This window comes from candidate division KSB1 bacterium (assembly GCA_034506395.1).
Classification (GTDB): Bacteria; Zhuqueibacterota; Zhuqueibacteria; order Thermofontimicrobiales; family Thermofontimicrobiaceae; genus Thermofontimicrobium.
Genome location: JAPDPQ010000011.1, coordinates 67435 through 88263, shown reverse-complemented (window position 1 = coordinate 88263; position 20829 = coordinate 67435). Strand labels below are relative to the sequence as shown.

15 protein-coding genes are annotated in these 20829 nt (G+C 44.5%); 9 read left to right on the top strand and 6 right to left on the bottom strand.

All coding sequences use genetic code 11. The annotated features are described in order from the left end of the window. The first annotated feature begins 61 nt into the window (after positions 1–61). From ONB37_09190 to ONB37_09180, 3 genes are all read left to right on the top strand, one after another. Positions 62–1678 (top strand): CehA/McbA family metallohydrolase, encoded by a 1617-nt coding sequence (locus ONB37_09190; GenBank protein ID MDZ7400323.1) that lies wholly within the window; start codon positions 62–64, stop codon positions 1676–1678. Between the two features lie 342 nt (positions 1679–2020). Next, positions 2021–2497 (top strand): SWIM zinc finger family protein, encoded by a 477-nt coding sequence (locus ONB37_09185; protein ID MDZ7400322.1) that lies wholly within the window; start codon positions 2021–2023, stop codon positions 2495–2497. 380 nt (positions 2498–2877) lie between these two features. After that, a complete protein-coding gene (locus ONB37_09180; GenBank protein ID MDZ7400321.1) occupies positions 2878–4917 on the top strand; it encodes a LysM peptidoglycan-binding domain-containing protein in 2040 nt (679 codons plus the stop codon). On the opposite strand, the gene ONB37_09175 is transcribed toward ONB37_09180, so the two are convergent. Then, entirely contained in the window at positions 4880–5542 is a 663-nt protein-coding gene (locus ONB37_09175; protein ID MDZ7400320.1) for an endonuclease III, read from the bottom strand. The genes ONB37_09180 and ONB37_09175 overlap by 38 nt on opposite strands. A 178-nt stretch (positions 5543–5720) precedes the next feature. On the opposite strand from ONB37_09175, the gene ONB37_09170 reads away from it, so the two are divergent. The 3 genes from ONB37_09170 to ONB37_09160 all read left to right on the top strand — a co-directional run bounded on the left by ONB37_09170 (position 5721) and on the right by ONB37_09160 (position 9347). After that, entirely contained in the window at positions 5721–6947 is a 1227-nt protein-coding gene (locus ONB37_09170; GenBank protein MDZ7400319.1) for an aldolase/citrate lyase family protein, read from the top strand. Further along, positions 6940–8499 carry a citrate lyase subunit alpha gene (locus tag ONB37_09165; GenBank protein MDZ7400318.1) on the top strand — a complete coding sequence of 520 codons (1560 nt, stop codon included), beginning with the start codon at positions 6940–6942 and terminating at the stop codon, positions 8497–8499. The genes ONB37_09170 and ONB37_09165 overlap by 8 nt, the downstream gene beginning before the upstream one ends. 572 nt (positions 8500–9071) lie before the next feature. Beyond that, complete coding sequence (locus ONB37_09160; GenBank protein ID MDZ7400317.1) at positions 9072–9347, top strand: hypothetical protein; 276 nt, start codon at positions 9072–9074, stop codon at positions 9345–9347. 367 nt (positions 9348–9714) lie between these two features. Here ONB37_09160 and ONB37_09155 read toward each other — a convergent pair whose 3' ends face one another. The 5 genes from ONB37_09155 to ONB37_09135 form a co-directional block, all read right to left on the bottom strand. Further along, the gene (locus ONB37_09155; protein MDZ7400316.1) at positions 9715–10221 is read right to left on the bottom strand and encodes an SRPBCC family protein; all 507 of its coding nucleotides are present in this window, start codon (positions 10219–10221) and stop codon (positions 9715–9717) included. A gap of 217 nt (positions 10222–10438) precedes the next feature. Further along, on the bottom strand, positions 10439–12859 hold the full coding sequence (locus tag ONB37_09150; GenBank protein MDZ7400315.1) for a DUF4397 domain-containing protein: 2421 nt from the start codon (positions 12857–12859) through the stop codon (positions 10439–10441). Between the two features lie 428 nt (positions 12860–13287). Next, positions 13288–14157, bottom strand: coding sequence for a helix-turn-helix domain-containing protein (locus ONB37_09145; protein MDZ7400314.1), 870 nt, complete (start codon positions 14155–14157; stop codon positions 13288–13290). Positions 14158–14357: 200 nt separating this feature from the next. Next, positions 14358–14840, bottom strand: coding sequence for a mitochondrial ATPase complex subunit ATP10 (locus ONB37_09140; protein MDZ7400313.1), 483 nt, complete (start codon positions 14838–14840; stop codon positions 14358–14360). 169 nt (positions 14841–15009) lie between these two features. Further along, positions 15010–15600, bottom strand: a complete 591-nt coding sequence (locus ONB37_09135; GenBank protein MDZ7400312.1) for a hypothetical protein — start codon at positions 15598–15600, stop codon at positions 15010–15012. A gap of 930 nt (positions 15601–16530) precedes the next feature. On the opposite strand from ONB37_09135, the gene ONB37_09130 reads away from it, so the two are divergent. The 3 genes from ONB37_09130 to yedE all read left to right on the top strand — a co-directional run bounded on the left by ONB37_09130 (position 16531) and on the right by yedE (position 20560). After that, entirely contained in the window at positions 16531–17817 is a 1287-nt protein-coding gene (locus ONB37_09130) for a double-cubane-cluster-containing anaerobic reductase (protein MDZ7400311.1), read from the top strand. 585 nt (positions 17818–18402) lie between these two features. After that, positions 18403–19143, top strand: a complete 741-nt coding sequence (locus ONB37_09125) for an acyl-CoA dehydratase activase (GenBank protein MDZ7400310.1) — start codon at positions 18403–18405, stop codon at positions 19141–19143. A gap of 298 nt (positions 19144–19441) precedes the next feature. Beyond that, positions 19442–20560, top strand: coding sequence for a YedE family putative selenium transporter (yedE, locus tag ONB37_09120; protein ID MDZ7400309.1), 1119 nt, complete (start codon positions 19442–19444; stop codon positions 20558–20560). Positions 20561–20829: the final 269 nt, after the last annotated feature.

Genomic DNA, 20829 nt, shown 5'->3' with positions numbered 1-20829 from the left:
CGAGATATATAGACTTGATCACTGCTTTTTGTTTACTGTTTACTAATTATTAGCTAAGCTTATGTTCGATTTGATCCATGTACCGATCGTGCCATTTTTTCTCTATGCTGAAACGCATTACAAATTCAAAGGGATTTACAGCCGATTATTTAAGAAACAGCCCGAAATCATCGCCGATGCGCCACTTCGCGTGGAGCCGGGGCAGGCGATCCCGATACTAATATTGGTCAAGGATGCCCATCGTTTCCCAATAGAAATTTTGGAAGTGATAATTGAGATCAAACAATTTGGCCGATTATTGACCAAACATTCATTTGTGTTGAACCTGTTGGTGGATCGAGATCCTTTCTGGCAGCGGATTTTCTATCTGGAAAGGCCAGCTGAGGCCTCTGGCCTAGTAGCGATCGATGTCCAGATCGTCATCAAATGGCATGGGAAGATATGCATATATCATAATGACAATTACCGGATTTCCTCTCATTTGCCGCTGGAAGTTTTTCTATCGGACCATGATTGGCCGAAATTTGACAATTGGTATTTTGGAGATTTCCATTATCACAGCAATTACACTGAGGATCAGGTGGAATTTGGCGCGCCGCTATCTGCAACTGTGGCAATGGCGCGCGCCTTAGGGTTGGATTTCGTGGCAGTGACCGATCACTCTTATGATTTGGATGATCATGAAGGGCTTTGGGTTCGTAATGATCCAGCATTGAATAAATGGCGAAAATTTCGCGCAGAAGTAGAGGCTTTCAATAGCAATAGGGAGGAGATAGTTGTTCTCCCAGGAGAAGAGGTTTCTGTCGGAAATAGCCGCCACCGCAATATCCATCTATTGGTGATCGATCATCCAGAGTTTCTTCCCGGGCAAGGTGATAGCGCTGAACGTTGGTTTCATACCTGGCCCGATCTCCCACTGACGACAATTCTGGAACGTTTACATCCGCAGGCTCTGGCAATTGCGGGGCATCCAGAGATGGCTACGCCTTTTTTGCAATGGCTCTTGATTCGTCGAGGCGATTGGGAGGTATCCGATCTCGGACTTTCCCGATTGGATGGGTTTCAAATCTGGAACGGGGAATTCGATCGTTCATTTCATCATGGCTCAGCAAAATGGGTGAAACTTTTATTGGCAGGCAGCAGATTGAGCCTGATTGCTGGCAACGATGCCCATGGGAACTTCAACCGGTTTCGACAAATTGGTTTTCCGTTTTTCACCTTTCGAGAAGGTAATTTTCAACGATTCGGTATGATGCGCACTGGAGTATGCATCGAGGGCGATGCGAATCGGTCAAGTATCATCCAGGCTGTCAAATCCCATCGAACGCTGGTAACTTCCGGGCCGATCATCGATATGATGGTTCATAATACCCAAAACGACAAGGCCACAATTGGCTCTGAAATTTCTGGTGAAGAATTGTTGCTTCATGTGCGTGCTAAATCAACGCCCGAATTCGGTCGACTGAAATCGTTGAAAATCTATCGAGGAGATTTGGTTGAGAAAAAGGAAAAACTTGAAATTCAATGCCAAAATTTCTTGAACAGTTACTCTTTGCAGTGGGAACAAAGGATCATCGAATCAAGTAACAGTAGCTACCTTCGGGCTGAGCTGGTGACCCAAACAAATGCTGGGGCAGAGCACCGCTGCTTAACAAGTCCGATATGGATCAGCAATTGATTTTCTTTTCATCAAAAAGAGATTATTGCAAGTATTTGACTTGTTCAATGATGCAGTGGAAGCGACAGGCGAAGCTAAATTGGCCGAATCTTGAGCAGATCTAGTTTTATCGATCTATGAGCCAGCTCTCTTTTCTCGTTAGGCCACCGGCAATTTAATCTGTTTTCATTTTTTTCATCCGATCGATCAAGGGCAAAAATTGTCAGCAAAAAGCTAAAAAATCCGTTGCTTTTTTGTTGAGCGACTTATATATTTTATATGGCACTCAAGGAGATTGCGATTGAATTGGGTGCTCAGTTATTTATGTGAAAAATTTGGATTCTAAAAATTGTGGTTACAAAAATGGCTTTTCAAGAAGAAACTTATGCGATTGCACCAGAATTGAAGGAAATCACAGAGCGCCAGATCGGAATTCTGGATCAGGAAAATACGAATGGTGAGGGATGGGATTATTATTGCAATGGTCAAATTGTTCGAGCTGCTGTTGCTGGCAATCGGATTTCTGGTACCGTTCGAGATTATCTCGAAGAATTTAATGTGATTGTACGAGTGGACGAGCACGAGATCACCACTTCATGCACATGTGGCAGCCGACAGGGGGTCTGTAAGCACATCGTCGCATTACTTTATTCCTGGATTCACGATCAGGCGGATTTCATCAATATCGGTGATCAGATCAAACGCTTGCATCAGATGAATAAGCAGCAACTTATCGATGTGATCACGCGGATCATTGAACATGATCCAATCAATATTCGTTTCTTTGAGGATCGTTCGATGGAACTTGATGGGGTGGATGTCGACGGGCTGTTAGAATAATCCCTTCGGCGTAATTATGCCGCATCAGAAGGCCTGATGATAATCCAGCTTTACCATCTTCCCGCTCTATTTCGAACAAATTGCGAAGCTAAAACGAGCGATTCAGCGAGAGTTGCATCGGCAGAAGGACTATTTGGGGGGTGGAATGGATTTTTTTGTTAGATTGTTGGTTCTAGCCTATGTGACTGAAGGTGCCCTCTCAGGTTTTGAGTAAACCTGTGAGTCGATTTTTTGTTATAGATATTAATATGGGGTTTGGAGGCTTTCAGATCGATGCCTGCTTGATGCTTGTGGCGTTGAAAGATGGCCTCCCAGGAAATGTCACGACGAGAAAATGATCTGGACCTTTTGCGTACTATAATTTTATGAGAAGGCTAGCTATGATCAGAAACTGGATAATACGTTATAAAGGCTGCATATTCGGATTATGGATGTTGCATTTGGCAGTCGGATTTGTTTTTGGTCAGGAGCTGAATCAAACCAGTGTGTTATTTCCAATTCCAGAAAACATTAAGCCGAACGTGGCGTTCTGGAAAAAAGTGTACACGCAATATAGCAGCAATCAGGTGATGATTCACGACATGAATGATTTGCGGATCATTTATGAAGTCGCGACTTTCGATGTCCCAATGAACGAATCTAGCCCGGCTCGATTGCCGTGGGGGGGAGTAGAGCAAATCAAAGAGAAATACCGGACCATCTTGAGGCGACTGGCCCAACTTGAGAAAATCGTTCCTGAGGCGCTGACACCAGAAGAGCGGGCTGTGTATCAATTGTTCGGTGATAAGGCAAGTCCTTCAGTATTTCTCAAAGCAGCGGAGAGTGTCCGCGCTCAACAGGGATTGCGAGATGAATTTCGACGCGGCTTGATCCGTTCGGGCAAATATGTGGATCACATCCTCAAGGTTCTGGATCAATACAATATCCCTCGCGAATTGGTGGCGCTACCCCATGTTGAATCGTCCTATAATTATCGCGCCTACTCGAAATTTGGCGCAGCCGGTATCTGGCAATTCACACGCGGCACTGGGCGTCGCTTTCTGACTATCGACTATTTAGTGGACGAGCGATTCGATCCGATTAAGTCGACCGAAGCTGCAGCCAAATTGTTACTGGAGAATTACCTTGAACTGGGCACTTGGCCATTGGCCATCAATGCTTACAACCATGGGGTAAATGGATTGAAGCGTGCAGTGGCACAATTAGGTACGACAGATATCGGTGTGATCATTGAAAAATATGAGAGCCGGAGCTACCAGTTCGCATCGCGAAATTTCTACGCTGAATTCCTCGCCGCGCTGGATGCCCGGAATAATTATCAAGCATATTTTGGTGACTTAACTTTCGATCAACCAGAGAACTTTATCGCTTTTAAGCTGCCCGATAACATCCGACTCTCCCTTTTAGCAGATCGAATGGGGTTCGATGTGAAGGAGATCGAGCGGTTGAATCCGAGTTTGCGAAGCACTGTACTCACTTCGAAGCGGCAGTTGCCAAAGGGTTTTGAAATCAGACTCCCGTGGCGAGAAAATTTCGATCCAGCCCTGGCGTTTGCGAAGATTCCTGCGGCCGAAAAACGACCCGAGCCCATTGCCACCGACTGGTATCAAGTGGAAAGCGGGGACAATCTTCAATCCATTGCACGACGCTTCAAAACCACCGTGTCTGAGCTGATGGAGCTCAATGATATCAATAATCCACATCAGATCTATGTTGGGCAAGTGATACGAATTCGGCAGGAAGTCCCAGTCGTCGCTCAAGCCACAGAACCCGCTCCAATTGAAGGCACCCCGACAATCCAACCTCAGCCATCAACGCCAGCTCTGACGAAACCCGAAATGACAGACCAGTCACCGCAGCGCACGATTTCCTCTGAGGACAAAATTGCCCAGCGAAGCGAAATGACTAAAAAGCCAGCTTCAACGCCAGTACCAGAGATTGAAAGTGAGGTGGTTTCCCCTAATGCCGAAGTGACGGTCCAGCGCCCAGCAAAGCCAACCTTCGGCAAGATCTTTGTCCGCCCTGAGGAAACGCTGGGCCATTATGCAGATTGGTTACGTGTTCCCACTCAAGTGATTCGTAACCTTAATAACCTTAGACCGAATCAGGATATCCAGTTGGGGCAGGAAATCAAGGTGGTGTTCAGCAATGTCACTGAGAAGGAATTCGAACGAAAAAGGATGGAATATCATCGTGGCATTGAAGAGGATTTTTTTGCCAGCTATACTATCGAGGGCGTTTCAATTCATAAGGTTAAAAGTGGCGAGAATATCTGGTATCTGTGCAATCAGGTCTATGAAATCCCCTATTGGTTGCTTCAAAAATACAATCCTAATAAGAATCTGGAACGGCTTTCGGCTGGGGATGAACTGGTCATCCCAATCATTGGGCAGCCAAATAATAATCGCAATGCTGGCTAATGGGACATTCTGAGCATCGCGGTTTACGGGCCAGGCAAATCGAGCGTCCCAAGTTCAGCAAATTGATATGAAAAGAGAAGGATTTCCCCGGCGGCACCACAGGCTGCATTAGCCAAAAAGTTTGTTCCGCGGACGCATTGGCTGGAACCAATCCCAGCCGGCGACAAATCCGATGTACATGGGTATCAACTGGAAAAATATCCACCCCGCATGAGAACATGAGCACAACGCTGATCGTTTTCACACCGATTCCTTTGAGCTGGCAAAAGGTATCGATTGCCTCTTCTGGGTCCATTGCGCATAGCGCATCCAAGTTCAGTGCCCCATAATGCTGATAAATCCACTCCAAAATTTTTTTAATTCGCAAGCTTTTTTGCTTCGCTAAGCCGCCGGGCCGAATGGCGGTTTCGATGGCTTCAACTGGGGCTTGCATGACTGCCTCCCAGGTGGGAAAAGCTGCCCTGAGGCGCTGGTACGCCCGATCGCGATTCTTATCATTAGTGTTCTGGGAGAGGACGGTAAGGATCAAGTTGCTTAATGGATCCAGTTCGGTATTCCGTTCAGGGACCCCGAAATGTTGCTCCAACGCTGCAACAATTTGCTCAACAGCGGCTGGTGTTGACATTTTTCCTTCGATTGAATGAATTATTCTCTTCCAAGTGAATTTATTTTTATCCAAATTTAAAGACTTTGCAATTGACTCGGCCAAATTTCTATTGAGTTGTATCGGTAAATTTTGTATATTTGAGCTCCAAATATATCAAAAACGCACGAGATTGTCAAATCATTTTTAAGGAGGTTATATGAGCTTAGCCGCCGAGGTCGGCAGAAAGGGTGCGGACGTCCGCTCCGATTGTTGGTTCCGCATTACACCAACAACATCTGGAGGCATTCAGCTTCAACTGAATAGCAAGGTGAAAACCATGTATGGCTCGGCGATCGAGACGTTGATCCGCCATGGCCTAAAATTTTTTCAAATTGATCATGCGATGGTGGAATTCGAGGATAGCGGAGCTCTCCCTTTCACGATCATGGCTCGACTGGAAACGGCAGTGCGCCGATTAGGTCTGGATCAGGGAAGACAATGGTTACCCGAGTTCAAAGCATTTTGTCAATATCCCACTAGTCGCGAGCGGTTTCGTCGGTCACGGCTCTATTTGCCTGGCAATGAACCCAAGTTTATGATCAATGCTGGTATTCATAAACCGGATGGTATTATTTTGGACCTGGAAGATAGTGTTGCCCCAACAGAGAAAGATGCTGCCCAAACTTTGGTGCGGAATGCCCTGTTGCAGATCGACTTTTACGGGGCAGAAAGAATGGTTCGGATCAATCAGCTTCCTCGTGGGCTGGATGATTTGGGATTTGTTGTGCCATACAATGTCCATGTGATTCTCATTCCGAAATGCGAAAGCGCCGAACACGTCAAAATGGTGGAGCAACGGGTTCATAGCATTCTTAATGATCGGGGTTTGGAGCAGCAGGTCTATTATATGCCGATCATCGAGAGTGCCCTTGGAGCGATCCGGGCCTTTGAAATTGCCACTGCCTCGCCCGATATCGTCGCGCTGACCATCGGTTTAGAGGATTATACCGCAGATATTGGCACTCAACGCACTTTAGAGGGAAGAGAGAGCTTCTGGGCGCGCAGCCAAGTGGTCAATGCGGCCCGGGCTGCTGGCATCCAGCCCATCGATACCGTGTTCTCGGATGTCACCGATATGGAGGGACTACGACAAAGTGTGCTGGAAGCGAAATCCTTGGGATTCGATGGCAAGGGTTGTATTCATCCCCGGCAGATCCAGGTGATCCATGAGGCATTTGCACCAACACCTGAGGAAATTGAGAGAGCCACCAAAATCGTATTGGCGTTTGAATCTGCTCAGAAAAGTGGACTGGGCGTAGTTGCCCTGGGCAGCAAGATGATCGATCCGCCAGTGGTAAAACGAGCCCAGCGAACCATTCGTCTTGCTATCGAAACTGGGAAACTTGCGGAAAATTGGCGACAAGGAGGAGAACAACATGGTTAAAAATATGGTAAAAAATGCTGCTGGTCGACTGGTCCCCACAATTGTGAATGATAAGCCAGCCATTCCATATCAGGGGGTTGGTAAATATCGACCTGGCGGAACAAAAGCGGCTCCGCCCATTGTGAGCTGTGCCGATTATCCTGCCGATGGGAATAAAGTCGTGCCAGATTTGAAGACTGCGCTCATCATCGCTGGGATCAAAGACGGGATGACAATTTCCACTCATCATCATTTTCGAAACGGTGATTTGGTGGCCAATCAGATCTTCGATGCAGCGGCCGAGATTGGAGTGAGAGATTTGGTGTGGTTTCCCAGTGCTTCGTTTCCATGCCATGCCCCGATCATCAAGCATCTGGAGAGCGGTGTAGTGCATCATATCGAAGGATCGATGAATGGCCCTTTGGGCGACTACTGCAGTGCCGGCAAGATGCGCGGGTTGGGAGTGCTTCGATCTCATGGTGGCCGTTATCAAGCGATCCAAGACGGTGAGGTTCACATCGATATTGCGGTGATCGCTGCGCCAACCGCCGACCCCTTCGGCAACGCCAATGGCCTCACAGGCCCATCCGCCTGCGGTCTCTTGGGCTTTGCTTTGGCCGATGCTCAGTATGCTGATAAGGTCATCGTAGTCACCGATAACCTGGTGGAGTTTCCCTGCGTCCCCTGGCAGATTCATGGCAATTATGTCGATCATGTAGTAGTGTTAGAGAAGATCGGGGAGCCAGAAAAGATTGTCTCTGGTACAACCGAAATCACCCGCAGTCCTGACCGGCTGCTGATTGCCGAGCTGGCCGCTAAATTTGTCAAAGAGGCTGGCATCCTGAAAAATGGCTTCTCCTTCCAAGCTGGTGCCGGTGGGACGACCCTGGCTTTCGTCATCTTCTTGAAAGAAATGATGAAAGAAATGGGGGTCAAGGCGCGTTTCGTTCGCGGCGGGAGCAATCAGTACCTGGTGCAGATGCTTGAGGAGGGCCTGACAGACTATATCCTTGATGGGCAGACCTTTGATCTTGAAGGTGTTCGCTCCCTGCGCGAAAACCCCCGTCATGTAGCTACCAGCCCCTTTACCAGCTATAATTATCATGGCAAAGGAAATTTCTCCTCCATGGTCGATGTTGTCGTTCTGGGCGCTACCGAAGTGGATGTCAACTTTAACGCGAATGTAGTCACCCATTCTGACGGCCGACTGCTGCATGGCATCGGTGGATGGCAAAATTGCCTTTTTTCCAAATGTACCATCCTGCCCATCCCCTCGTTCCGCGATCGAATTCCCGTCATTGTCGACGAAGTCACCACCCTATGCGGCCCAGGGGAACTCATCGACGTTGTGGTCACCGAACGCGGCATTGCCATCAATCCATTGCGACAGGATCTGATTGCTGCTACAAAAAAATCTTCGCTTCCCATACGGCCGATTGAGGAGATCAAAGAAGAGGTGGAAGCCATCTGCGGCGGTAAGCCAGAAAAGCCGAAATTAGGGGACAAAGTGGTCGCCGTCGTAAAATGGGTGGATGGAACTGTTTTGGATAGCATCTATCAGGTTTTAGAATAGGGTTGATGGATTAAACGACTCAATAGAGCCGTCTTTTTACGAATGATCTAAGCAATCTGCCCGACACAATGTCGGGCAATTTTTTTTGCCTTTCACGCTATAACAACAAGCATTTCTGTCAGCGTCTCTGATGCGCTGTTTCAAATCCCATTTTGTTCCAAAATTGCTGGCTAAATTTGCAGCGTCATCCATCCGAAGACAGATTTCTTTGTTTACAGATAGACTCAATTTCAAATTTGAAATTGAAAGCCACTAATTTTTGATTTTTGCTCTTTGAGTATTATAAAAAATTCATGAAACAAATCGAAATAAAAATTGAACCATATCAAAAATGTGCAGTTGAATAGAGCAAATAATCGACCATCTCTATATTAGCCATCTTTAAAGATTGGACATAATTTTTTATCTTAACAATTAAAAACTCGCTTGAGAAAATTGTTCTGGATATTTATATTTAAGCAAATCAGTTTGAGTTTTTCTTGGATTCAAGAATCAATTAACATTCATTATCTCGCCAAAATGCTCTGCTTCCAATATATCGCTCACGTAATTTAGAAAGTGAGGAATACGTTATGGAAAAGTTCATCAGATTTAAAGAAGAAATCGATATGGCTGCCCTGCAGCAGGCGCAGACCAACCCTCAAATCATCGTCTTGCGAAAATCCCAGGCCACTAATACCATTCAAATCAAAGTCCCAGAAGGAATGTCAGCGAAGCAAATCAAGCAGGCCTTTGGTTCGTTTCATGTGGAAAAAATTTATGATGAATTTCCCTACCCAATTGGAGGGTCCAGTTGGGTCAAATACATCATTGATCCATTCTTGCGTCTAATTCACAAGCTATTTTAATCCAGCTCAGGCTAAATTTCAATTGAGCTGAATCTGCAGAAGCTTCACGAAATATAAACTGCCAGGGCCTGACCATGTTCAAGCTTTTTAAAATCTTCCTCAGCCTCTAACGTTCCGAAATAGCATTGCATCCTGCCTTGCTTCGCCATCGCTCTGATTAGCTTAATGAAGCATCCTTCCTTCGGTGACACACATTGCAACTAACATGTAACCGAAAAGCAAAATCATTGAAATGTTCGTTCAGTTTCTATAAAATAAATTGAGCGATCATTCAGCTCAAATTTTTAAGAAAATGCTCTAAATATATAGTGATGTCAAAAGAGGCAAACGTGGTAGATTTTTTTCGAAAATGGGAAAAAGATAAAGATTAAGCTGAATGGGGCACAATCATATTCATTCCACCAGATCTCACCGGTCCATCACCTTTAAAAATTTCTAGAAATTTGCGCTCTCGATATCGAAAAATTTTTTCAAGGTCTGGTTGTACTAAAAGCAGATGAATGAGCGGTGCAAATATCCATCCAGGAATGGCATATTGCACTCGATCGGTCATTCTGGTTTGATTTCCTTCCGCAATGAAAAGATGTTCGTGTTTCCAAAAGCGATATGGTCCTTTTATCTGCACGTCGGTGAATTTTAAAGGAGGGTTCCATTCTGTAATTTTGGAGCGCCAGCGAATCGGAATACCGTGCAACTGCAATCGGTAATCCACAATCGTACCGATCTTCATTTCGATCGGCAGCGGCGTCAAAATTTCGAATTTCAACCATGGTGGAGTCACTCGATCGAGATTCTCGGCATTGGCGAAAAACGGAAATATGTCATCAATAGGGTTGTTCAGAATTGTTTTAGTTTCTAAAGTATAGATCTTCATAGAATCTGATAGCTAAACATTATCGCTTAATATCGAAATGCAAGTCCTTTCTACCTCTCAAATCGGAAAGATAATTTATGAGCTCAAACTATTATGAATCGCATGAGTTCAATCGGAGATTTTTGCAAATCGGAAATTTAAAATTTATGAATTTGATTGATAAGGCAAAACGAGAAAGGCTGGCATAATTACCAGCCTTTCTCTTCTCAGGTTAAAGCTAACGGATCAATACCAATCGTTTGGTCGAAGTGAAGTTACCTGCTTCGATTCGGTAGTAATAGATTCCCGATTTCAGATTGGAACCATCAAACAGCAGATTGTATTGACCAGCATTAAGCCTCTCATTGACAAGGGTTGCTACCTGCTGTCCCAGTGTGTTGTAAACGCTAAGCTTCACAAACTCAGAAGTCGGCAGAGAGAATGTAATCGTTGTAGTTGGATTAAACGGATTTGGATAATTCTGCTTTAATTCAAATTGGGTTGGAATTACTGAATCCACAAATCCATTCGCACTTGTTGGGGGATCTTTGAAGATAACAACCTGACCATTAGCGAGAACGCCGATCAACTGGAAAGATTCCCCACCTTGATTGCCAGTGTCCTTGCGAAATCCTGAGGCCAAGACGACAGCCGAGCTGCCAGCAAGATTGCTGAGATTGACGTCAAAAGCACCCAAAGTTGCCCCATCACGAGTTCGAATCAGACGAATGTCGTACGAGGCAGCAGGTACTGAAATGTAATCAGTAATATCACCATAAGAGGCACTCTCAACAAGCGTCGGCCCGTTTTTCACCATGACCTTCACAGCATCTACATCAGTGGCTCCATGAACGATGATGAAATCCACATTCGATCCAGTTCCTCTCTCTCGAGCCATGTCTTTCAACCAAATGGTGAATGCGGTATTCCTTCCATCAGGATTAGCGACAAATTTGCTTGGGTCCAGCACCCCATTGGCAATTGCCACATAAGATTCGCCTGCTAGGAGATTAACAGTGAAATTAGCAATAACATCGTTTGCTGAAGTGCTGGAATTAGGAGCGACGCCGATAGTAATATTTTGATTAGCAGGAGCATCGATAAAAGGAGTGGCAGCGCGGAAGGCAAAGTCATCCAGCAATTTGACTCCGTTCAGATAAATATCGACAAATTTGGCTGCAGGATCTGCCGCATTATGAATCACCTGCACTCGAGCGGTGGTGATAGCAGGCAGTTCGATGACAGTGCCATCAGGCAGAACTGCTAATATAGCAAAGGCTTTGCCGTTTTGGTTGGCTGCTGGATTCAGGAATCCTGAAGCAAGAACGAACGCAGCTCCATTAGCTAAGCCAGAAAGCGGAGCTCGAAAAGTGGCGATTGTTACCATACCAGATGCATCTTTGACATCAATAATATAATCGGCAGCAGGAACCGAAATGTAATCGGTTATCGCGGCGTAGGGTGCATCATCGACCAATGTCGCTACGCCACGAGCGACTATGTCCACAGTTGGGGCATCAGTCGAACCATGCATTATGGCGAATTCAACATTGCCACTGACCTTAGCTGACTCTTGGGCCATGTCTTTAACGAATATATTAAACGCAGTACTTTTTCCATCAGGATTTGGTGCGAAATTAATTGGGTTTAGTACACCATTTGCAACGGCAATATATTTTTCGCCAGCTAAGAGATTGAAAGTGAAGCTTGCAACTATATCACTGGATGATGAACTTGTTTTCGGCGCAACTCCTACCACAATGTTCTGATTTGCAGGAGCATTAATAAAAGGCGTTGCAGCACGAAACGCAAAATTATCCAATATTTTTGCTCCGTTCAAATAAATATCAACCGAGTCTGCCGCAGGATCTGCCGCGTTGTGAATCACTTGCAGACGTGCTGTTGTAATGCTAGGCAAGGCAATCACATCACCATTGGGTAAAGCTGCAAATATTCCAAATGCTGCTCCGTTTTGGTTGGCCGATGGGGTTAAAAAGCCAGAAGCAAATACAAATGCAGCACCGTTCGTTAAACCAGACAACGGAGCCCCAAAAGTGGCAACTACGACGGTACCAGAAGCATCTTTTACGTCAATGGTATAATCAGCAGCAGGAACCGAAATGTAATCGGTTATCGCTGCGTATGGTGCATTATCAACCAAGGTTGCTATACCCCGAGCTACGATATCTACGGTCGGCGCGTCGGTGGACCCATGCATGACAGCAAACTCGACATTGCCGCTGGTCATTGCGGATTCCTGAGCATTCTCCTTAATAAGCAGCTTAAAGGCGGTCTCTTTACCATCAGGATTCGAAGCGAATTTCGACGGGTCCAATACTCCACTCGCAATCGCAATGTACCTTCTGCCTTCTGCTAAAGTTACCTTAAAAGTGGCAATGATATCGCTTGGTGAGCTACTAGTGGCAGGAGCAACACCAATCGAAAGCTCTTGATTTGCAGGAGCATCGATAAAAGGCGTGGCTGCTCTGAACGCAAAATCATCTAACAATTTCGTGCCGTTTAAATAGATGTCCACTTTACTTGCAACAGGATCAGCAGAATTGTGAATGACTTGCAAACGAGCAGTCTGGGCATGAACTACAAATGAAGTGATGAAAATTGAAAGTAGTAACATGAAGAACATTTTCATTCGAGACATAACGACCTCCTAATAAATTAATAAATGACTGAAATGTGGTTTTCTCTAAATGAGCGATATGAACGAAATTAATATACAAAAAGAAAATTAAAAAGTCAAGCTTTTTTTAATCTAAAAACGCTCATAGCGATCAAAAATAATTTTAAAATCGATTAAATTGAAATTGATATAACTAAAAACGGCTTATAAAATATTTAATGAGCGTATTGAACGAATTATATACTTTAGATGTCAAATAGAAGAAAAGGATTCTCAATAAAGATTAAAACGCTCAATTGTAAAAATGTGCAAAGAAAAGGGAATTTCACAGATGTTCATTTTGGGCGTAAGTATAGCAAGATTGGAAAGTCAATGAGGAAAAATTAGAAGGCTTATGTTTGAAATTTTATCCTGAGACATCTTTGATATTTGTCAGCAAGTTTTAAAACCTAACTTAGAAAAACCTCTTCAAAATTATTCAATCTTTTTTCCACTGCTGGATGGGAGAAATCAATCTGATTGAATCCTTTTCCGCCGACAAATATTCTAGCACTATGTGCTTGGGCAATGTAACAGATCTTATCGAATTCAGCTTGGGTGAGATTGAGATCGGTGACGATGGTACTAGAGATGTAGACTCGATCGGGATGATAATGGTCAAAAATTTTTTCAATCTTCATCGATGGCGTCATCTGACCACTGAATAATACCTGGTAACCTTTTAACTCCAAGATATGATCTACCATTTTAATGGCAACATCATGCAACTCTTGAGACATAATAAGGCAAAAGGCGCTCCCGATCTTTTCCGCTGGAATTTGTATGATGCCCTGCAATCGAATCAAGCAATCACGTATGGTTTGAGTGGAAAAATGCTCCTCCACAATAGTAATTTGACCCTGTTCCCATAGATCGCCGTTTCTTTGTAATACGGGAGTTACCAGATAATCATAAATTTCGTGCAGCGGATGTTGCGCTAAATACAGACCATTGAAGACCCGTTGCACCCTGTCCCGATGGCACTGCCGAGACTGATCCGACACATAATCAATCAAAAAAGGAAAATCTGCCTTAAGAATTCGGGTGTTGATCTCCAGATCCTCTTCACTTTCGATGGGAAACAGGTTCGCACGAGTGGTCTTGGTCTTATGCTGCTCCAGAAATTTTGCCAAGTGCTGCATGGTGAACTTTCGATGCCCACCTGCTGTCTTGATGCATTCCAAGGTTCCATCCTCAGTCCAGCGTTTGATGGATGAAACGTTAACATTTAAAATTCGAGCGGCTTCTTCGCTGTTGAAATATTGGATTGATTGTTCCATCTTTTCCTTCAAGTTTCAAACCATTCGTTTCTTTTAAACCAGGAGAGCAAATTGACAATTTATCATGAACCCTAAATTTTGAGCTCTGAACTCAAATCGGCTACTTTTTGAAACGAGCGTCGATTTTTCGTTGATGATCAGCATTCCTAATGTGGACTTAGGCTCAACTTAAAAAATAACGCCATTCCATCACCCCAACTCTAAAAACTGTTTTTTAAAGTTTCAATTCGCTCAAAAAGTTCCTTCAATTTTTCTTGAGTAGCAAAACCATTCGAACGCCATTGAATCTTTCCCTCGGGATCTAACAAAAAGATATAAGCATCCGATTTATCTTTTATACCCAATTGCTCACAATACTTATCGACGTTACCGTAGAAAGTCGTGACATTGCCATGCTTCTGCTTCGGGATTCCAGATCGCATTCCTCCATCAATGATTGGCGACATCAACTTCCAGCCAGCCGACAGCATTGGAATTTCAAAGAATTGCACGCTAGTGTCAGCACTAAACACTTTGGAGAATGGTTCCAGCCAAGAATCGATCTTCAGCTGAGTTTCCCGTTTGAAGGCGATTAAAATGAGAGTGATCTTCCCCTGCAGATCATCAGGATATTTGATCTCGATCCCTGATAAGGTCTCAGCTTTTAATTCTGGGAACGGTTTGCCGATTTCTCTACTATCCATAGCGTTTTTTTCCTGACTCGTTAATGACGTTTAAATTATGGGAAGAAAAATGATAAACAAGATCTTTTTCATGGTAATTCCCTTTTTAAAATATCGCTTTTAATGAAACAAATCAAGGAATTCCTTTTTATCTGCTTGTGCTTATCAGTTGATAATCTGAAGAAAAAAATTAAAAATTCAAGCTGACACCGATTGAAGTAGACGCAAAACGTATGTGATCTAACAACTTTTTCATCAATTCATGATTTGCTGCGTGAATGAAATGAACCGTAATATCAAACAGCAATAGGAAACCGCCTTGCAACATCAGTGAATTGCCATAACCTTTTAATCGATCATAATGCTTCAGCGAATTCTTCGCTCGCTCTTTTAGATACAATCCCGTCATTATATAACCGACGTCCAGTCCTGCATTGAATAGCAAAATTTTTTCGATGTTAGCTTGTTGACGAATCGAATCGAACACCGTGAGATTCGTTTTCGAGTTCAGCGCCCCATACATCCCAAATCCTGCGATTGCCAGATTAACGGCATTCCAAGCGACGTTCATCTGATAAAAATATTTCTGATCTTTTTCTGCCGACCGATACAGCGCTCCATTCACTGCCATATTCCCAACAGCCCATGAGCCAAGGACGATCATGGCATATTGGTTGATTTGATTGCGTCGCGAATTGAATTGTTTAAAACTTATATCTTGTGCGAAGCAAATATTATAAAACAAAAAAATAGCTCCAAAGATCTGAATCATCTTTTTCATTGGTATGCCCTTTTAGTGAAGTTCAAAATCTCAAAAATATTTTTGAACTATTGGATGTCGTTTAAAAAGATTGGATTCTCCCTTTGCTGATTTTTCAACTGAGAATTACTGCGCTATGCTTAATGTGAAAGAAGTTCGATTAGTCAATCAGCCGCTAAACTTAACAATTGATATAATAATTTTCATTGCTTTTTGAGAATATTTTAATTTGTGCCTTATTGACATGCGAAAAATTTGCGTTTTTCTGCATTAGTTCTTGTGAGGGGCATTGAGTTGAGTCTGAACATTCAATAAAAATTCGATTCATTCGGTTAAATAATGATCGCAAAGATGCTTTGTTGGCATGCTGAGCAAAATATCTTCTCTATCATTTTCCACGCTTGGCCAAAGAATATCATAAAAAAATTGCTTGACATATATTATACTTTATGCTAAATTTGTATAAAATTCAAATTATTTTTTGTCGATGCTCATCTCAAGGGTTAGAGCCATGCATTTGGTAATGAAAACATATCACCCAATTACTTGATGCCAATCCTGGGAAGCCGTGCGTTTCCCGAATCTATTAGCTGCCGCAGTCTTCCTGCTATAAGACCGCTAACCTCCTGAAGTATGTCTGGTCGCAGGATCGGCTGCGCCCCATACGGAAGGAGGTGGATTATGTCTCCGTAAATCCACTCTATTTGATCAAATTTGTCACTTTTGATGTTATCAAAATTTTTGAACAATCATCAAAAGCACCAAATATCCAATAACAAATTTCAAATAATATCCAATTTTCAAGTGCCAATTTTCCAAACGGATTCATTCTTAGCTAAAAGAGTTTGGAATCTGAAATTTGAATTTTGAGATTTATTTGGGATTTGTGTTTTATCAGTTGGAATTCGACTTTTGAATTTAGGAAATATCATCAAATGGAGGAGAAACTGAATGGCAGCAGACTATCGACAGATGTGGACTGAGCTGGGATTAGATTTGCCAGCTCATGATGCATTACTGGACGTGCTGGGGCAGGCGTATGGGGATATTTATATGTCACAAAAAAACCGTCCTGAAGGGATGCAATATTTTGATTTTGTGATGAGCGAAGTGCATGGTTTGCGAATTAAGGAATTACGGGATGCCCAAGGTGACGGTCGAAAAGTGATCGGATCATTCTGTGTGTTCGTTCCCGAAGAATTGATCTTGGCGGTAGATGGAATTTCTGTGGGGCTGTGTGCTGGCGCTGAATTTGGCTTTGACAAAGCTGAGGAAGTTTTGCCTCGTAACATCTGCGCGTTAATCAAATCGGCATTCGGATTTAAATTAGGCAAAGTTTGTCCCTACGTTGAATCCAGCGACATGATTGTCGGAGAGAACACCTGCGACGGGAAAAAGAAGGCTTACGAACTATTGAAAGAATTGGTTAAAAATTTGTTCATTCTGGATCTGCCGCAGATGAAGAGCGAGGCGGGAAAAGCGCTGCTAAAGTCTGAATATCAGCGGTTTGCAAAGGCATTGGAGGAACTTTCTGGCAAAAAGATCACTGTACAATCATTGAGAAAAGGCATTGAACTGGTGAATCAAAAGCGGAAGGCGATCCATCGCTTGTCCGATTTGCGAAAGCACGAACCAGCCCCCATTTCGGGATTGGATGCACTATTGATCAACCAAGTATTCTTCTACGACGACCCTGCACGTTTTACAGCTTCGGTCAACAAGATTTGCGATGAATTGGAACAAAGGGTGAAAAGAGGGGTAGGAGTTCGTGGCAATGGAACGCCACGGATCGTGATCTCTGGCTCGCCTATGGCCGTACCAAACTGGAAAATTCCCTGGATCGTGGAGAGCAGCGGGGCCATCATTGTGGGCGAGGAATCCTGTGTCGGCGAACGAGGTACGCAGTGGCTCACCGATGAATCAGGCGATACGGTAGAGCAATTGATCGATAATCTAGTGGAGCGCTATTTCCAGATCGACTGCGCCATCTTTACGCCCAATCCCAGCCGATTGGAGCACATTAAGTCGATGGTGAAGAAATATAACGCGCAGGGAGTGATCCATTACAGTCTCCAGTTCTGCCAGCCCTATCAGATTGAGAGCGGACCTGTGGAAAAAGCGTTAGAGGCCGAGGGCATCCCTGTGCTGCGCATCGATACAGATTACAGCCAGGAAGATGCAGGTCAAATCAAAACCCGCGTAGAGGCATTTATCGAACGGATTGGGGATCATAAGTAGAATTGGACTGGTTACTATGTAATTGATCCAAGCATTTGAACATCTCCCTATTTCCCTCCCGATAAATCGGGATTTCGCAGGCTCAACCTTCAAAGGGGTATTTTCGAAATTCGCCCCTTTGAAGGGGGTATTTCCGAAATTCCCCCTTTTGAAGGGGAGCCAGGGGGGATGTTCATAACGTTCTTCAAAACAGTAAATTTTGCGTCAATGCGAGGAGCGAAGCGACGAAGCAATCTTGAGTATTCAAGAGTTATGAGATTCCTCGCTTCGCTCGGAATAAATGCTTTCCGCATTTTGCAATGGATAGGTATTTTGAACCGAACGATTGAACCCTTGCGAAGGTTCAGAACCTTCGCAAGGGTCATGTCATTAGCGTAATTAGATTCTATTGCAAAAATAAAAATCAAAAGAAACGATATCATTCCTGCGAATGCAGGAATCTCTTTCTAGCTGATGTTTAAGTCAACCAAAAAAATGAGATGCCTGCATGCGCAGGCATGACAATTTATCATGTTTTGATAATTTTGCAACAAGAACTAAATAGAAAAATTAGCAAAATTAGCGGTCACGAAAATTGGGCGTAAAATGAAATCAGCAGGCATCGACATCGGCTCTCGTACGGTGAAACTGGTCGTGCTTGACGGCGGAATTATCACTCATATCCGCAAGGGTGAAAATAGCTTTGATCCACTCAAAGTCTGCGCCGAGTTTCTGCGAGGCATTGACTACGATGTGATCACGGCCACTGGATATGGCCGACATCTGTTCAGCCAACACTACCGCTGCGAGGTGATCAGCGAAATCAAGGCGTTTGCCAACGGAGCGAGGCACCTGTTCCCGAACTGTCGCACCATTCTCGACATCGGCGGTCAGGACACCAAAGCGATTTCGTTAGCAGCAGACGGTAAGCTATTAAAATTCGAAATGAACGATAAATGCGCCGCAGGCACAGGCCGTTTTTTAGAAATCATGGCCATGGCACTAGGCTATTCGTTGACCGATTTTGGCCAGGCTGCCTGCCAGGCAAAACGGTCGGAAAAGATCAGCAGCCTTTGTACTGTGTTTGCCGAATCTGAGGTTATTTCTTTGGTCGCCAAAGGTGCTGTGCGTGAGGAGGTGGCACTGGGCATCCATCAGGGCATCGTAACCCGATCCATCGGCATGTTGCAGCGGGTTTCGGTTGAGGACGATGTCGTATTCGTGGGCGGCGTGGCATATAATCCGTGCATGAAGAATTTATTGCAAGAAAAGCTCGAACGAAGGGTCTTGATTCCTGATGATCCCCAGATTGTAGGAGCGCTGGGCTGTGCGCTGAACGTCGCTTGATGATGAACCATCAGGCTAAGATACGAAAGCATCCTCAAGGATGCGGTTGTACGAGATTAAAAAAATATCTCTGAAAGTTGATAGCCTGTGAAAAAATGATTTCCCCCCTTTGATAGATGGCAGGGGGATGTTATTAGTGAGAGCACCAGATAGCTTATATATTGGGGTCTTTTCGACCGAAGAGAGAAATCTTTAACCCTAAAAGTAACTTGAAAACCAGATTCATCATTACGTTCGAAATGACAATTCAAAAATTATTGAGCTTGATCAAAAATAAATAAAATCGGAGGAAGAATTCATGCGTCAAAAACTAACCCAATTCTTTGCTTCTCGTTGGGGAATTATTCTGGCTGGATCGGTGATCGGCATTCTGGCGCCACTGTTGCAGAAATTTGGCAATCCGCCCAACATGGGCATCTGCGTGGCCTGTTTCGAACGGGATATCGCGGGAGCATTGGGTTTGCATCGGGCCCCTGTTGTTCAATACATACGACCAGAAATCATTGGTTTTGTGCTTGGATCGCTGATGGCGGCCTTTTTATTTCGAGAGTTCAAAGCCCGTGCGGGCTCAGCGCCGATCGTGCGATTTCTACTAGGCGTCTTTGCCATGATCGGAGCTCTTGCTTTTCTGGGCTGTCCCTGGCGGGCGTTACTTCGTCTGGCTGGCGGCGACCTCAATGCAATTCTGGGATTAGCGGGATTAGCCGTTGGAATTGCAGTGGGCGTGCAATTTTTAAAAGCGGGCTTCAATTTGGGCCGAACTCAAAAAACCTATTCCTCAGTAGGCTGGATTCTACCAGGAATCATGATCGGCTTGCTACTGCTGCTGATCTTTCGGGTGCAATTCAGCGAGAACGGCCCAATCTTTTTCAGCGCCAAAGGACCTGGCTCCATGCATGCGCCGCTGTTGATCTCTCTTGTTGCTGGACTGATCATCGGCTTTTTTGCCCAGCGCACCCGTTTCTGCACCATGGGCGCATTGCGAGACGTGATTTTAATGCGGGATACCCATCTGCTCAGCGGCGTGGGAGCGCTGTTCGTCGTGGCTCTGATCATGAACCTGATTCTAGGCCAGACCAAATTGGGATTTGCGGCCCAGCCTGTCGCCCATAGCAGTCATTTGTGGAATTTTCTGGGCATGTCCCTGGCGGGAATGGCGTTTGCCCTGGCAGGGGGTTGCCCAGGCCGACAGCTCTTTTTGGCAGGCGAAGGCGATGGCGACTCCGCTATTTTCGTGATCGGCATGATCACAGGAGCTGCATTTTCCCATAATTTCAACCTCGCAGGTTCGCCCGATAAAGTCGTCGACGGAGTCGTTCAAGTTGGTGGACTTACAACAGCAGGAATGATCGCAGTCGTGTTGGGTTTGATCGTCTGCATCGCCATCGGTTTTACCATGAGAGAAAAAATCAAATAGATTATTTATAATTGAAGTTTGAAGTCATTGCGAGGCATTTACGTTGAATCAGTCCCAAAAATTTGGGAGGTTCCTCAGCGTCTACTGGCGCTTCGCAATAACAAATTTCAATTGAAAATAATGAAAAGATCTCCAAAATGCGGTAATCAGTCATTCCGAGCGTAGCGAGGAATCTTTAAATCCACCAAAGAAAGGTTCGCTTCGTCGCTTTGATTATTGAACTGACTCGGAATTCGATATATTGAACCAGTTTAAACAAAGAAAACAAA